At 73.4% G+C, this 12,882-nt stretch carries 14 protein-coding genes; 11 read left to right on the top strand and 3 right to left on the bottom strand.

Translation table 11 applies throughout. From position 1 onward, the window contains the following. Positions 1-203: response regulator transcription factor (locus JWP64_RS30680; protein ID WP_297503984.1), on the bottom strand; the 203-nt coding region annotated here is incomplete at its 3' end. Positions 204-418: 215 nt separating this feature from the next. Between JWP64_RS30680 and JWP64_RS30675 the strand changes: the two genes are divergently transcribed. Beyond that, positions 419-1,309: a universal stress protein gene (locus tag JWP64_RS30675; protein ID WP_297503981.1), complete on the top strand. Its 891-nt coding sequence runs from the start codon at positions 419-421 to the stop codon at positions 1,307-1,309. A gap of 41 nt (positions 1,310-1,350) precedes the next feature. Here the strand turns inward: JWP64_RS30675 and JWP64_RS30670 are convergent, their stop codons facing one another. Next, complete coding sequence (locus tag JWP64_RS30670; protein ID WP_297503978.1) at positions 1,351-2,355, bottom strand: NAD(P)H nitroreductase; 1,005 nt, start codon at positions 2,353-2,355, stop codon at positions 1,351-1,353. Between the two features lie 679 nt (positions 2,356-3,034). Here JWP64_RS30670 and JWP64_RS30665 point away from each other — a divergent pair. The 4 genes from JWP64_RS30665 (at position 3,035) to JWP64_RS30650 (ending at position 5,179) form a co-directional block, all read left to right on the top strand. Continuing rightward, complete coding sequence (locus JWP64_RS30665) at positions 3,035-3,535, top strand: hypothetical protein (RefSeq protein ID WP_297503975.1); 501 nt, start codon at positions 3,035-3,037, stop codon at positions 3,533-3,535. Next, positions 3,525-4,130 (top strand): hypothetical protein, encoded by a 606-nt coding sequence (locus JWP64_RS30660; protein WP_297503972.1) that lies wholly within the window; start codon positions 3,525-3,527, stop codon positions 4,128-4,130. The genes JWP64_RS30665 and JWP64_RS30660 overlap by 11 nt, the downstream gene beginning before the upstream one ends. Position 4,131: 1 nt before the next feature. Next, entirely contained in the window at positions 4,132-4,353 is a 222-nt protein-coding gene (locus tag JWP64_RS30655; RefSeq protein WP_297503970.1) for a hypothetical protein, read from the top strand. Between the two features lie 139 nt (positions 4,354-4,492). After that, a complete protein-coding gene (locus tag JWP64_RS30650; protein WP_297503969.1) occupies positions 4,493-5,179 on the top strand; it encodes a hypothetical protein in 687 nt (228 codons plus the stop codon). Between the two features lie 97 nt (positions 5,180-5,276). Here the strand turns inward: JWP64_RS30650 and JWP64_RS30645 are convergent, their stop codons facing one another. Beyond that, positions 5,277-5,840 carry a flavodoxin domain-containing protein gene (locus JWP64_RS30645; protein ID WP_297503968.1) on the bottom strand — a complete coding sequence of 188 codons (564 nt, stop codon included), beginning with the start codon at positions 5,838-5,840 and terminating at the stop codon, positions 5,277-5,279. A gap of 207 nt (positions 5,841-6,047) precedes the next feature. On the opposite strand from JWP64_RS30645, the gene JWP64_RS30640 reads away from it, so the two are divergent. From JWP64_RS30640 to JWP64_RS30615, 6 genes are all read left to right on the top strand, one after another. Further along, on the top strand, positions 6,048-8,450 hold the full coding sequence (locus JWP64_RS30640; RefSeq protein ID WP_297503965.1) for a phosphoketolase: 2,403 nt from the start codon (positions 6,048-6,050) through the stop codon (positions 8,448-8,450). Then, positions 8,438-9,646: an acetate/propionate family kinase gene (locus JWP64_RS30635; RefSeq protein WP_297503962.1), complete on the top strand. Its 1,209-nt coding sequence runs from the start codon at positions 8,438-8,440 to the stop codon at positions 9,644-9,646. The genes JWP64_RS30640 and JWP64_RS30635 overlap by 13 nt, the downstream gene beginning before the upstream one ends. Next, positions 9,643-11,205: a DUF4389 domain-containing protein gene (locus JWP64_RS30630; protein ID WP_297503959.1), complete on the top strand. Its 1,563-nt coding sequence runs from the start codon at positions 9,643-9,645 to the stop codon at positions 11,203-11,205. The genes JWP64_RS30635 and JWP64_RS30630 overlap by 4 nt, the downstream gene beginning before the upstream one ends. Further along, positions 11,202-11,465: an SHOCT domain-containing protein gene (locus tag JWP64_RS30625; protein ID WP_297503956.1), complete on the top strand. Its 264-nt coding sequence runs from the start codon at positions 11,202-11,204 to the stop codon at positions 11,463-11,465. The genes JWP64_RS30630 and JWP64_RS30625 overlap by 4 nt, the downstream gene beginning before the upstream one ends. A 3-nt stretch (positions 11,466-11,468) precedes the next feature. Further along, positions 11,469-12,470: a zinc-dependent alcohol dehydrogenase family protein gene (locus JWP64_RS30620; protein ID WP_297503953.1), complete on the top strand. Its 1,002-nt coding sequence runs from the start codon at positions 11,469-11,471 to the stop codon at positions 12,468-12,470. A 61-nt stretch (positions 12,471-12,531) separates the two neighbouring features. Further along, the coding region (locus JWP64_RS30615; protein WP_297503950.1) for a hypothetical protein at positions 12,532-12,882 on the top strand (351 nt) is incomplete at its 3' end.

Genomic DNA, 12,882 nt, shown 5'->3' with positions numbered 1-12,882 from the left:
CGGCACACCGAGACCCCGTCACCGTCCGGCAGGCGTATGTCCAGGATCGCCACGTCCGGCCGCAGGGCCGGCACCCGGGCCAGGGCCTGCGCCGCAGTGCCCGCCTCGCCCACGACCTGGACGTCGTTTTCGGTCTCGAGCAGCTGGGCGATACCGCGGCGGACGATCTCGTGGTCGTCCAGTAGGAACACCGAGATGGTCAACGCATACTCCTTGGGTCGATGCGACGACGCTAGCCCGGTGCGAGGCCCTGCGTCGCTGATCGCTCGGCCCTGGCCGGTAGGGCCGATGGTCCCGCCTCCTACCGGCGTGGGAGGACCTTCGCCCCGCGAGGGACTACCGGATGCCCTGGCCCGGTCGGGGCTGATCGGCGACCCTGGTGCGGTGGGCCCGGCGGGCCCGGGACGGAGGACCAGAGATGCACGACCCCTCGACGGCTGCCCCACCGGACTTCCGGCCTGTCCTGGTCGCGGTCGATGCCTCGCAGGCCGGGCACGACGCGGCACGGTGGGCGTTGGACGTCGCCGTCCGATCGGGCGCGGAGCTGCGGCTCCTGCACGTCGCTGCAAGCCCGGAGACTCCAGCGTGGCTGTCGGAGCTGGCCGCGTCGCTCGGGCCGAGGGCGACGGCCGAGGTCGTGGTCGACTCTGATCCCGGGCCCCGACGCATCGGTGAGCTCCTGGCGGAGCGAACCGACGGCGCGCACATGCTCGTCGTCGGAAGCTTCGGCGAGGGCACCTCCGGCGGGCTCCTCGCCGGGACCGTGGCGGAGGCGCTCACCGGGGCGACGCGGTGCCCCCTCGTGGTGGTCCGCGGGCCGGAGCCGGACGCGCCACCTCCGACCGAGGGTCCCGTCGTCGTCGGTGTCGACGCCACGAGGGCGGGAACGGCCGCCCTCGACGCCGCCGCGGACATCGCCGCCGCGCTGCCGGCGCCGCTCGTCGTGGTGCACGCCTGGTCCGACGTCACCGCCGGTCCCGGTGGCGGGGCTCACCGGGCCGGGGAGGACTGGAGCACTCTGGCCGCCTCCGCCGAGACCGTGCTGAGGGATGCCGCGGCCCGGGTCGCGGAGCGGGCGCCGCACGTCGAGGTCGAGACCCGGGCGTTGCGCGACACCCCGCTCCGGGCCCTGCTCGACCTTGCCGGGACGGCCCGCCTCGTGGTCGTGGGCCCGCGGAGTGATCACCACGTCCCGCGGCAGGAGGACGGTATGCTGCTCGGCTCGACGAGCCGTGGCCTGGTCGGGTTCGCACCCTGCCCGGTCCTCGTCGTGCCCGGCACGACCACAGCCGGAGCCACGAGTACCTGACCGGGTCACCGGGCCCGTGCCGTCGCCGACGCGGCCCGGGGTCAGCGGTGCAGGACCGACCGCAGCGGCCGGCGCGGAGTGGCTTCGAGCGGAGCGGAATCCGCTGGTGGGTGACCGACGCGAATGATCAGCTGCGGATACTCGGGTATGCACAGGGCCTCCATCTGGATCCGCTCCCGCGTCGTGCTGAGTTCCAGTGCCTGGCTCAGCGGTGCGGTCGCCAGGCCGGACCGGGTCGCGGTGAGCAGGACGGCACTCATCGCCTCACCCGCCTGCACCGCGCTCAGCACGTCGTCGCGGGCCGTGGCGAGCACGAGCAGGAGGCCACCGTCGGGACCGAGCGCCGGCCGGGAGGCGAGCTGACCGGACGGGAAGCGGCGCAGGTACCTCGCGGTGTACGCATCGCCGGCCGGAACGGAGGTTGCGGGAATCCCGTCGTGCGCGTTCGCGTACCGATGGGTCCAAATCAACAGCTCGCTCAGGTAGCCCGGGCGGTGTCGCTGCGAGGCGGCGGCCTCGGCCAGGACGACGTGGAGGCGGGCGGCCACGGCGGGATCGGTCACCGCTCGCAGGACGGTCCCGAATCCGCCCGCCCGATCGACCATCGCGCGCAGGGCGGCGGTCGACACGGGTTCCTGGGCGTAGGGCCGGCGGTCCGTGTGCCGGCGGCCGAGCTGGCCGAAGAGCGCGGCGTCCGCCCGGTTCGGCGCGCCGGAGCGCGTTCGCACGGTGGCGAGATGGTCTCGGCTCTCCGGGTCGGGGAGCCGATCGGTCTCCGTAGCCACGCCGAGCCCGGCCAGCGCCACCTGCAGGTGGTGCAGGGCAGCGCCACAGCTGATCAGCATGTCCCGCCCGTCCGGGTCGGTGCCCGTCAGCTGACGGTTCCGATCGGCGAACAGCTCGACCCGATCCGCCCCGATCCGCCAGCACCACGGCTGGGTGTTGTGCACCGAAGGAGCCTGCAGGGCCAGCTCCACGGCGTGCCGAAGACGGTCGCGGTCCGCAGGGCGGGTCGAGAGTGTCGTGGGGCGGTCGTCGCTGTTCATCGCATCAGGGTCCCGCGGCCGCGGCCTCGGAGGCAGGGTCGAAGGACCCCCGTGGGGGAGCCGGCAGGTCCGGTCCTGCGCCGACGAGGGGCGAAGGACCCTGACCGTCCGGCTGTTCGCCGCTCACGGCGGCCCGCCCGGGATGTGACGGTTGCGGGGACTCGACCCCCGGGAGGCCGACATGTCCCGATCCGAGCCGATCGTTCGCCATCATCCGGTGGTGCTGGAGCATCGCGCGCGTTGTGCGGCGGACGCCCAGCTGCGGATCGCGGACCGGATCACCGCGTTCGCCGGCTCGATGCCCTTCGTCTACGTGCACGCGGTCGCGTTCGGCGCCTGGATGCTCCTCGGTGAGCCGGCACCGTGGCCGGCCCTGACGCTGGTGTGTCGCTGGAGGCCATCTTCTGTCGGCCTTCGTCATGATCCGGCAGAACCGGCAGGCCGAGTTCCAACGGGCCAAGGCGGATCACGACTTCGTCGAGGAGGAGCTCGAGCTGCGGGCGAACACCGAACTGACCCGCGCGATTCACGCCCTGGCTCTCGAGATTCGTGCGCGACTGGAGGGGCGAGCGCGCCGACGACACCGGGCCCGGGACCGTTCGACCCGGGCGATGAGGCCCCACGACCCTGCCGCCTGCGCGACTGCGAGTCGAGTCTGAGATGGGCGAAGGAGGTCGAGATGATCCAGGTGCTCGTGGCCGCCGCGGTCCATCTCGCGTTGGTGGCGCTCGCGTTCCTCCGCCCCGCCGCGGGACGCCGCGCGATGGGGCTGTTCTTCGCGGTGATGGCCGTCGGGGTGAACGGGGCTGTGACCCTGTTCGCGCCCCACCTGTTCGTCGACCTCGCCGCCGCTGCCCCGTGGGGCTGGTACCGCGCGATCGCGATGACGCTCACCGAACCCTCGCCACGGATCTTCGGAACCGTCATGGTGCTCGGCGAGCTCACCGTCGCAGGCCTCGTCCTCGCGCACGGCCGCGCCACGCGCCTCGGGCTGCTGGGTGCTGCCCTGTTCGCGCTGGGCATCACGCCGCTCGGAGCCGCGACGCTTGCGAACCCCCTGCTGGCGGTGGCTGCGCTGCGCCTGGCCTCGATCCCGTGGCCCGCGAGCGCGTTCACCCGGGCCGATCGCGGGCCCGTCGCAGAGCGCGCGGAGGCACGGCGAGGCCACGATGTCGGTTGACCAATCGCACCGGCGCGGCGACGCGTTCCGCCCTCGCCGGTCGGACCGCGCCGAGCAGGTGCTGTGGTGGGCGGCCGCGGTGCTGACTCTGGCCGGGATCCTGTTCTCCGTCGCGGCGGGGATGGCCGTGCACGCGGACGGGGTGTCCCGCTCCGCCCGAGAGTCCGCGACCCGCACGCCGGTCGACGCGGTCCTCCTCGAGGAGACCGTTCCTGCCGGATCGGCGCGTTCAGGACTGCGTACGACCACCCGGGTGCCCGTCCGGTGGATCGGGCCGGACCGCGTTGAGCACACTGCCACCGCACTCGTCCCCGGTCGGCACCAGGCAGGCGCGACGATGCGGATCTGGGTGGACCGCGACGACGCGGTCGTCACGGAGCCGTTCACCCGTACCGAGGCGATCGCCTCGGCGGTCCTGGCCGTCGCGCTCCTGCTCACGGGGGTTGTCGTTCTCCTCGCCGCGATGCGGCTGGCGACCGGTCGGTACCTCGACGTCCTGCGCCGGGCGGAGTGGGCCCGGGAATGGTCCGAGGTCGAGCCGCGGTGGTCCGGGCGGGTCGGCGGCACACCCGGACGTATCGGGGGAGAGACCTGAGATGGCGACGAAGAACCGCGAACGCCGTGCGGCCGCTCCGGCCGCCGTCAACCGGCTGATCCTGGCGTGGCTGGGATCGCCTGTCCATGGCTCCACCGGGACCCGGATGTGCGGCCTGCGCTACACCGCGAGCGACGGCAGCGAGATCACGTTGCCGGTCGTCTACGCCCGCGAGGGCTCGGCGGTGGTCGTCCTGGCCGGGCAGGCGGATCGCAAGCGGTAGTGGCGCGCCTTCCGGCACGCGCGAGAGGCCTCGGGTGCTGCTCGACGGGCGCTGGCGGCCGGCCACCGGACATGTCGCCACCGGCCCTGCCCGGGCGGCCGCGGCCCGACGCTACCGGAATGCGTTTCCCGCGCACACCGTGCCCGACGGGGACGAGCTCGTCGTGTTCACGCTGCACGACGGGACCGCGCCCGTGCCCCCGGCGCGGCGCGTGCCGAGATGGAGGACCTGGTTCGCGTGGGTCACAGTCGGCGAGTTCATCGGATTCGCCACTCCAGCGGGTGTGGGTGCGCTCTTCACGTCGTGGCCCGCGGTGGCCACGGCCGGAGCGTTGATCGCGGCCGGTGCGGTCGAGGGCGCCGTGCTCGGCTGGGCCCAGGTTCACGTTCTGGGCCGGGCCCTGCCGGCGCTGCGCCGGGCCCGCTTCGTGACGGCGACAGCAGCGGCCGCCGCCCTCGCCTGCGCCATCGGGCTCGTGCCGTCGTGGGTCGGCGAGGGCCTCCTCGACATCCCGGTCTGGGCCCTCGTCCTCGGGGCGATCGTGGGCGGCGTGGCCCTGCTGGCCACGATCGGCACGGCCCAGTGGCTCGTGTTGCGCGAGGTGCTGCCGCGGTCGGCGAGCTGGATCCTGACGACGGCCGGCGCCTGGGCCGCGGGGCTGCTGATGTTCACCGCCGTCGCCACTCCGCTGTGGCACGCGGGCCAGCCTGTCGCGCTCGTCGCCGCGATCGGCGCGGGGGCCGGGTTGCTGATGGCGGCGACCGTCGCCGCCCTCACCGGGCTCGCGGTCCTGCGCCTGCTCGGGGCGACGTCACCGGGGTCGTGAGCGCCGCCTGACCCGAACCATGGCGCCGGTGATTCCGGAGCCCGTGCAGGGCACGGAGCGCACCTGGTCGACCTTCGTCCACAGCATCCGCCGGAGCTCAACCGACCGGCAGTACCTCCGATCGGCCGGAGGGCTCGGCGGGGCGGATCTCCTCGGCGATGGAGCGCGCCCACCGACGGATCCGCTCCGGGTCGCGGAAGTCCCCGGCCAGCCCACCGCGGGCCATCCGCTTCGCGACGAACCCGCGAGCGGACGCCGGGTCCAGGACCCCGCCGAACGTGATCGGGGCCTCGGCGTCCACGCCCTCACGTAGACGGCGGACGTTCGCCGGCTCCGGAACGCCCGCCTCGGCCTGCTCGGCGGCGTCCGGTCCGCACGGTCCCGACTGGAACAGCCAGACCGGGCGGCCGCGCAGCATCACCGCGTGCCGGCGCAGGAAACGCACGGCCTCGGGGCGCCACCGGCGCATGTAGAGGGCACTTCCCAGCACGACCGAGCGGTAGCCCGCGAGGTGATCGACGTCGGTCGCGGGGGCTACGTGCACACTCAGCCCCTGCGCGCGCAGCTCGTTGGCGATCAGCGCGGCGATACCGGCCGTTCCTCCTGCCTTCGACGCATGCACGACAAGCACGTCGGCGCGCGGACCTTCTGTGGTGGACATGCCGGCTCCCTTCCGAGGACTGCGTCCAGCCTCGCCGGGCAGGGCCTCCGGGACGAGGGCCGCAGGCCCGGCGTCGTGCCGCCGGCCGACCCCGGAGCGGGAGGCACTCCGCGGGCCGACCAGGGACTTTCGGCCCGCTCCCTCGGATCACGGTCGCCCGAAGACTGGAACCGTCCCCGTCGCCCGATCCCGTGGAGCTGATCCGTCGTGACCGTCACCTCCGGCTACCGACCGCCGGCCGTCCGCCCCGAGGCCGATCCGGCGCTCGCCGCCGTCGACCAGTGGTGGCGCGCGGCCAACTACCTCGCCGTCGGGCAGATCTATTTGCAGGACAACCCGCTGCTCGCCGAGCCGCTGCGCCCAGAGCACGTGAAGCCGCGCCTGCTCGGGCACTGGGGCACCACGCCCGGCCTCACGTTCTGCTGGGCGCACCTGAACCGGGTGATCGCTGGACGACAGGGCCAGACGCTGTTCGTGACCGGTCCGGGCCACGGCGGACCCGCCGTGGTCGCGACGGCCTGGCTCGAGGGCACCTACACCGACCGGTTCCCCGACGTCACCCGCGACGTCTCAGGGATGAAGCGCCTGTTCCGGCAGTTCTCCTTCCCCGGGGGGATCCCGAGCCACGCCGCGCCGGAGACCCCGGGATCCCTCCACGAGGGCGGCGAGCTCGGCTACTCCCTGGCCCACGCCTACGGCGCCGCGATGGACAACCCCGATCTGCTGGTTGCCTGTGTGATCGGGGACGGCGAGGCGGAGACCGGTGCGCTCGCGGCGTCCTGGCACGCGAACAAGTTCCTCGACCCGGTCGCCGACGGCACCGTGCTCCCGATCCTGCACCTCAACGGCTGGAAGATCGCCAACCCCACGGTGCTGGCCCGGATCCCCGACGAGGAGCTGCACGATCTGCTCAGCGGGTACGGCCACGAGCCGTTCGTGGTCGACGTCGGCGACGGCACCGACACGGTGGCCGCGCACGCGATGATGGCCGCCGCGCTCGACCAGGTACTGGCCCGCATCGCCTCCATCCGCGCCCGGGCCGCGCGCGGCGAGCTCACCGAGCGGCCGCGCTGGCCGATGATCGTGCTGCGCAGCCCGAAGGGCTGGACCGGTCCCGCCGAGGTCGACGGCCTGCCCGTCGAGGGGACGTGGCGCGCTCATCAGGTTCCTCTGGCCGCGGTCCGGGAAAACCCGGCGCACCTCGCCCTGCTCGAGGAGTGGATGCGCTCCTACCGGCCCGAGGAGCTCTTCGACGACACGGGCCTTCCACGGCCACGGCTGGACGCCGCCCTGCCCCCGCAGGAGAAGCGGATGAGCGCGACCCCACACGCCAACGGCGGCGAGCTGCTCCGCCCCCTGCGGCTGCCCGACCTCGCCGAGTACCTGATCGACGTTCCCACGCCGGGAACCGTCGTGGCCAGCGCGACCCGGGTCCTCGGCGGCTGGGTCCGTGACCTGATCACTGCCAACCCGTCCACGTTCCGTTTGTTCGGGCCGGACGAGGTGGCGTCGAACCGCCTGCAGGACGTGTTCGCGGTGACCGACCGGGTCTTCTCGGGCGAGCGCCGCCCCGGTGACGATCATCTCGCCGCCCACGGCCGGGTGGTGGAGGTGCTTTCGGAGCACCTTTGCGAGGGCTGGCTGGAGGGCTACCTCCTCACCGGCCGGCACGGGATCTTCACCTGCTACGAGGCGTTCATCCACATCATCGACTCGATGCTCAACCAGCACGCCAAGTGGATCAAGGTGAGCAGGGAGATCCCGTGGCGCCGCCCGATCGCGTCGCTGAACTACCTGCTGACCAGCCATGTCTGGCAGCAGGACCACAACGGCTTCTCCCACCAGGACCCCGGATTCCTCGACCACGTCGTGAACAAGAAGTCCGACATCGTGCGGGTCTACCTGCCGCCGGACGCGAACACGCTGCTCGCGGTGACCGAGCACTGCCTCGCGAGCCGGGACCGGATCAACGTCGTCGTCGCGGGCAAGGCCCCGGCTCCGCAGTGGCTCTCCGCCGACGCGGCCCGGGCGCACGTCGCCCGGGGCATCGGGGTCTGGGACTGGGCGTCGAACGACGCGGGAACCGAACCGGACGTGGTCCTCGCCTGCTGCGGTGACGTCCCGACGCGCGAGACCCTCGCGGCGGTCGACCTGCTGCGCACCCACCTACCCGACCTGCGGGTCCGCGTGGTCAACGTCGTCGACCTGATGCGGCTGCAGGACCCGGGCCAGCACCCACACGGACTGTCCGACCGCGCGTACGACGCGCTCTTCCCGCCACGCACCCCGGTCATCTTCGCCTTCCACGGCTACCCCTGGCTCGTCCACCGACTCACCTACCGCCGCGCCAACCACGACCAGCTGCACATACGCGGATACAGGGAGGAGGGCACGACGACGACCCCGTTCGACATGCTGATGCTCAACGACCTCGACCGGTTCCACCTCGTCGCCGACGTGATCGACCGCGTCCCAGCCCTCGCCGTCCGCCACGCCGCCCTACGCCAGCACATGCTCGACGAGCGCCTGCGCTGCCGCGCCCACACCCGCGCCCACGGCGAAGACGCCCCCGACATCCGCGACTGGACGTGGACCGGATGCGGATCCTGACCGTCAACGCGGGATCCAGCACGGTAAAGATCCGCGTCCTCGACGGACACGGCTCGCCGTGGAGACTCGTGTGCGCGCGCGACCTCGACGCGGACCGCGGACGTCCCGACCCCGGAGAGCTGCGCCGGGCGCTGTCGTCGCTCGGCCCGATCGACGGCGTCGGCCACCGCGTCGTGCACGGAGGTCACCGGTTCACCGGCCCGGCCGCGGTGGACCGACAGGTCCGCTGGGCCCTGGGGGACCTGTCCGCGATGGCCCCGCTGCATCAACCGCCGGCGTTGGCAGCCATGGACGCCACGTCCGCGCTGCTGCCGGACACCCCGGCCGTCGCGGCCTTCGACACCGCCTTCCACGCCCGGCTGCCCGCAGCGGCCTCCACCTACGCGGTCCCGACGTCGTGGCGGACCACGTTCGGGGTGCGCCGGTTCGGTTTTCACGGCCTCGCCCACGAGTGGGCCGCCCATCGCACGGTCGCGCTCGTGCCCGAGGCCTCCCGGATCGTCGTCGCGCACCTCGGGTCGGGAGCATCACTCTGCGCGGTCACCGTCGACACCGACGGTGCGCCGCACTCCGTCGACACAACGATGGGCTACACCCCGACGGCCGGCCTGGTGATGGGGACCCGGTGCGGCGACCTGGACCCGGCCGTCCCGCTCTACCTCGTCGAACGCCATCACCTGCCGGCGGCCACCGTGGCCGCCGCCCTGGACCGGGAGTCCGGCCTGCTCGGCCTCGCCGGTACGTCCGACATGCGTACCGTCCTCGATCGAGAGGGCGCAGGCGACCCGAATGCGGTGCTCGCGATCGAGGTCTGGCTGCACCGGTTACGAGCCGGGATCGCCGCGATGACCGCCGCGCTCGGCGGGCTCGACGCGCTCGTCTTCAGCGGCGGCGTCGGCGAGAACCAGCCCGAGCTCCGGCGCCGCACCGTCAACGGGCTCGGATACCTCGGGCTGGCCCTCGACGCGACCGCGAACGCGACGTCGTCAGGCTCGGCCGAGGCAGACATCTCGGCACACGATGCCCCGGCCAGGACGCTCGTGGTGCACGCCCGAGAGGACATCGTGATGGCGCAGCAGGTCCGCGACGTGCTGGGCGCTCTGGGTCCCGTCCGGGCGCGGGCCGTGCGACCCGGCCACTGGGGGCCGGTGTCCCCTGTGCACTACGGCGCGGGCGGCCGACGCTCGGAGGTATGACGAACAACCCGTACCCCGTGCGCGTCGAGGGTCGGCTCGACCCGGGCCTCTCGCGATGGATGTGGCTGGTCAAATGGCTGCTGCTGATCCCGCACCTGGTCGTCCTGGCCTTCCTCGGCCTCGCGTTCTGGGTGCTCACGATCGTCGCCCTCGTCGCGATCCTGTCGACAGGGCGGTATCCACGGGCGATCTTCGGCTTCAACCTCGGTGTGCTGCGCTGGGCCTGGCGAGTGGCCTACTACGGCTACGCCGCGAACGGCACCGACCGCTACCCGCCGTTCACCCTCGCGGACGTCCCGGACTACCCGGCCCGCCTCGACGTCGACTACCCCGAGCACCTCTCCCGCGGGCTGGCGTTGGTGAAGTGGTGGGTGCACGCCCTGCCGCACTACCTCGTCCTGGCCTTCTTCGTCGGGGCCGGCGGCTCGATCGTCTGGCGCATCGGCACGACCGGGCCCGTGGGCTTCGACGGTGGGCTGGTGTCGGTGCTGGTGCTGATCGGCGCCGTCGCACTCCTGTTCACCGGTCGATACCCGCGCGGTGTCTTCGACGCGGTGCTGGGCATGGACCGTTGGGTGCTGCGTGTCGTCGCCTACGCGGCGCTGATGACCGACGCCTACCCGCCGTTCCGCCTGGACCAGGGCGGCACGGAACCTGCACCGCTGATGCCCGATGGCCCGTCGGGGCGACCGGGGGAGGCCGCGGCCGAACCGAAGGCCGGGACGTTCGTCGGCGCCGCGGCAGGCAGCGCTGCCGCCGGATCGGCGGCACCGGCCGGGCCAGCCACCGCCGTGCTCGACCGCCCTGCAGTTCGGGACGATCTCCGCCGACCGCGCCCCGAGCCGCAGCCGCGGACACCCGTCGGCCCACCAAGCCCGGGTAGATCCGTGCTGCTCGCCGCCGGGGCGGCGGTGAGCGCCCTCGCCCTCGCGATCGGCGGGGCCGGCGTGACCGGCGTGACCGGCCTGATGGCCGACACCGGTGGGCGCGACGCCGCGGGCTTCGTCCAGTCCGGAATCGGGCACGCGTCGACCACGGGCTTCGCGCTACGGACGACACCGATCCGCATCGACAGCCCCGCAGGTTCGGCCTGGCCTGCCCAGGTGCTCGGCGATGTCCGCCTGACGGCGCGCGCGGATGACGGCCGGGACGTGTTCATCGGGATCGCCCACAGCGCGGACGCCGCGGCCTACCTCGACGGTGTCGCCCAGGGCGTCTGGCGGGCCGGTCCCGGGGCCAATCCGGGACTCGAGACGCGGACCGGGGGTGCGCCCGTGACCGTACCGGCCGCGCAGCGGATCTGGGTCGCCTCCGCTACCGGGCCGGGCGAGCAGAGCCTCACGTGGACGCCGACCGGCGGTGACTGGACCGCAGTCGTGATGAACGCCGACGGGAGCGCCCCGCTCGCCGCCGACGTACGGGCAGGGCTCGAAGCACCGAGCCTCCGGACCGCCTCGGGTGTCGCGGCGGGCACCGGGCTGGGGCTGCTGGTCATCGGACTGGTCCTGATCGTTCTCGGCGCGCGTCCGCGCCGTGTCCCGGGAGGCGACGGACGATGATGCACGGCGGAATGCTGTTCGGCAGCCTTGCCTGGTCGTTCGCGCTGCTCGTGCTCGTCCTCCTCGGCGTCGCCGTTGCCGTCGTGCTCGTCCAGCGCACCGGTTCGACCTGGAACGGAGGAGACCATGGCCGGACCGAGGACGCACTGCCGATCCTCGACGTGCGCCTCGCCCGAGGCGAGATCGACGCCGAGGAGTACGACCGTCTCCGCACCGAGCTGACAGGTCGGTCCCATGAGGTCCCCCGCAGGGATGGGTGAACGATGCGTGCGTGGGTGGTGGAGCGGCCCGGGCCGATCGAGACGTCGCCGCTGAGGAGCGTCGAGCGTCCGGACCCGGAGCCCGGCCCGGGCGAGGTCCGGTTGAGGGTGCGCGCGTGCGGTGTGTGCCGCACGGACCTGCACCTCGCCGAAGGAGATCTCCTACCCCGCCGGCGCTCCGCGGTCCCCGGACACGAGATCGTCGGCTCGGTCGACGCCGTCGGCGCGGCTACGGCCCGCTTCGCGGTCGGCGAGCGGATCGGCGTCGCCTGGCTACGCGGCACGTGCGGGCACTGCCGCTTCTGCCGCACCGGCCGGGAGAACCTGTGTTCGGATGCGACGTTCACCGGATGGGACGCCGACGGCGGGTACGCCGAGTATGCGGTGGTTCCCGAGTCCTACGCGTACGCCCTGCCCCCGGCGCTCGACGACCTGACCGCCGCACCGCTGCTCTGCGCGGGGATCGTCGGCTACCGGGCCCTGAAGCGGGCCGAGCTGCCGCCCGCGGGACGGCTGGGGATCTACGGCTTCGGGGCGTCGGCGCACGTCGTTGCGCAAGTGGCGATCGCCCAGGGCGCGACCGTGCACGTCCTCACGCGCTCCGCCGCGGCACGCGAGCTCGCCCTCGAGCTCGGCGCGGCGTCCGCCGGTCCGGCCGACGGAACGCCCCCCGAACCGCTCGACGCCGCGGTCACCTTCGCTCCCGTCGGCGAGCTCGTCCCCGTTGCGATGCGAGCACTCGACGCCGGAGGCACGCTCGCCGTCGCCGGCATCCATCTGACCGACATCCCGGCCCTGAACTACCACGCCGAGCTCTTCCGGGAGAAGCAGCTGCGCAGCGTCACCGCGAACACCCGCGCGGACGGCGAGGAGTTCCTGCGCCTCGCCGCGGCGCTCGGCGTGCGCCCGAAGGTGGATCCCCGCCCACTCTCGACCGCGGACAAGACGCTCGCCGACCTCGCGGCGGACCGGATCACCGGGGCCGCCGTGCTCGTGCCCGACTGACCCGCCCATCCGGGACCTGCGGCCCTGTCGAGCGCAGCGTCCACTCGGCTTGGCTCGACAGGTGACCGATACCGAGACCCCGATCTGGCCGGATGCCGAGGCCTCGCCCCTCGCCGACTTCGCCGAGTACGCCACCGGCACGCCGGACACGAGCGGCGACGAAGCCGAGGATCGGCCACTGGGCGCGGGCCTGTTCCGCGGTGAGGGCCGGCCAGTTGACCGGGGCGTTGTCCTCCCGGCGCAGGGTGGTCAGGACCTCGTCGAGCTGGCCCGCCTGGCGGTTGAGTTGATCTGGACCGCGGGGTTTCCTCGCCTTCCCCATCGGCGGGTTCGCCGGCACCGCGGTGGCCGGCCGCGTGGACAGTCCCGTCGCGGCGCTGCTGGGCGGCGCGCGATTACCGGGCTCGTCATC

The sequence above is a fragment of the Pseudonocardia sp. genome (assembly GCF_025465255.1).
Lineage (GTDB): Bacteria > Actinomycetota > Actinomycetes > Mycobacteriales > Pseudonocardiaceae > Pseudonocardia.
The sequence above is the reverse complement of the archived record's forward strand: the minus strand, read 5'-3'. Positions and strand labels throughout refer to the sequence as shown.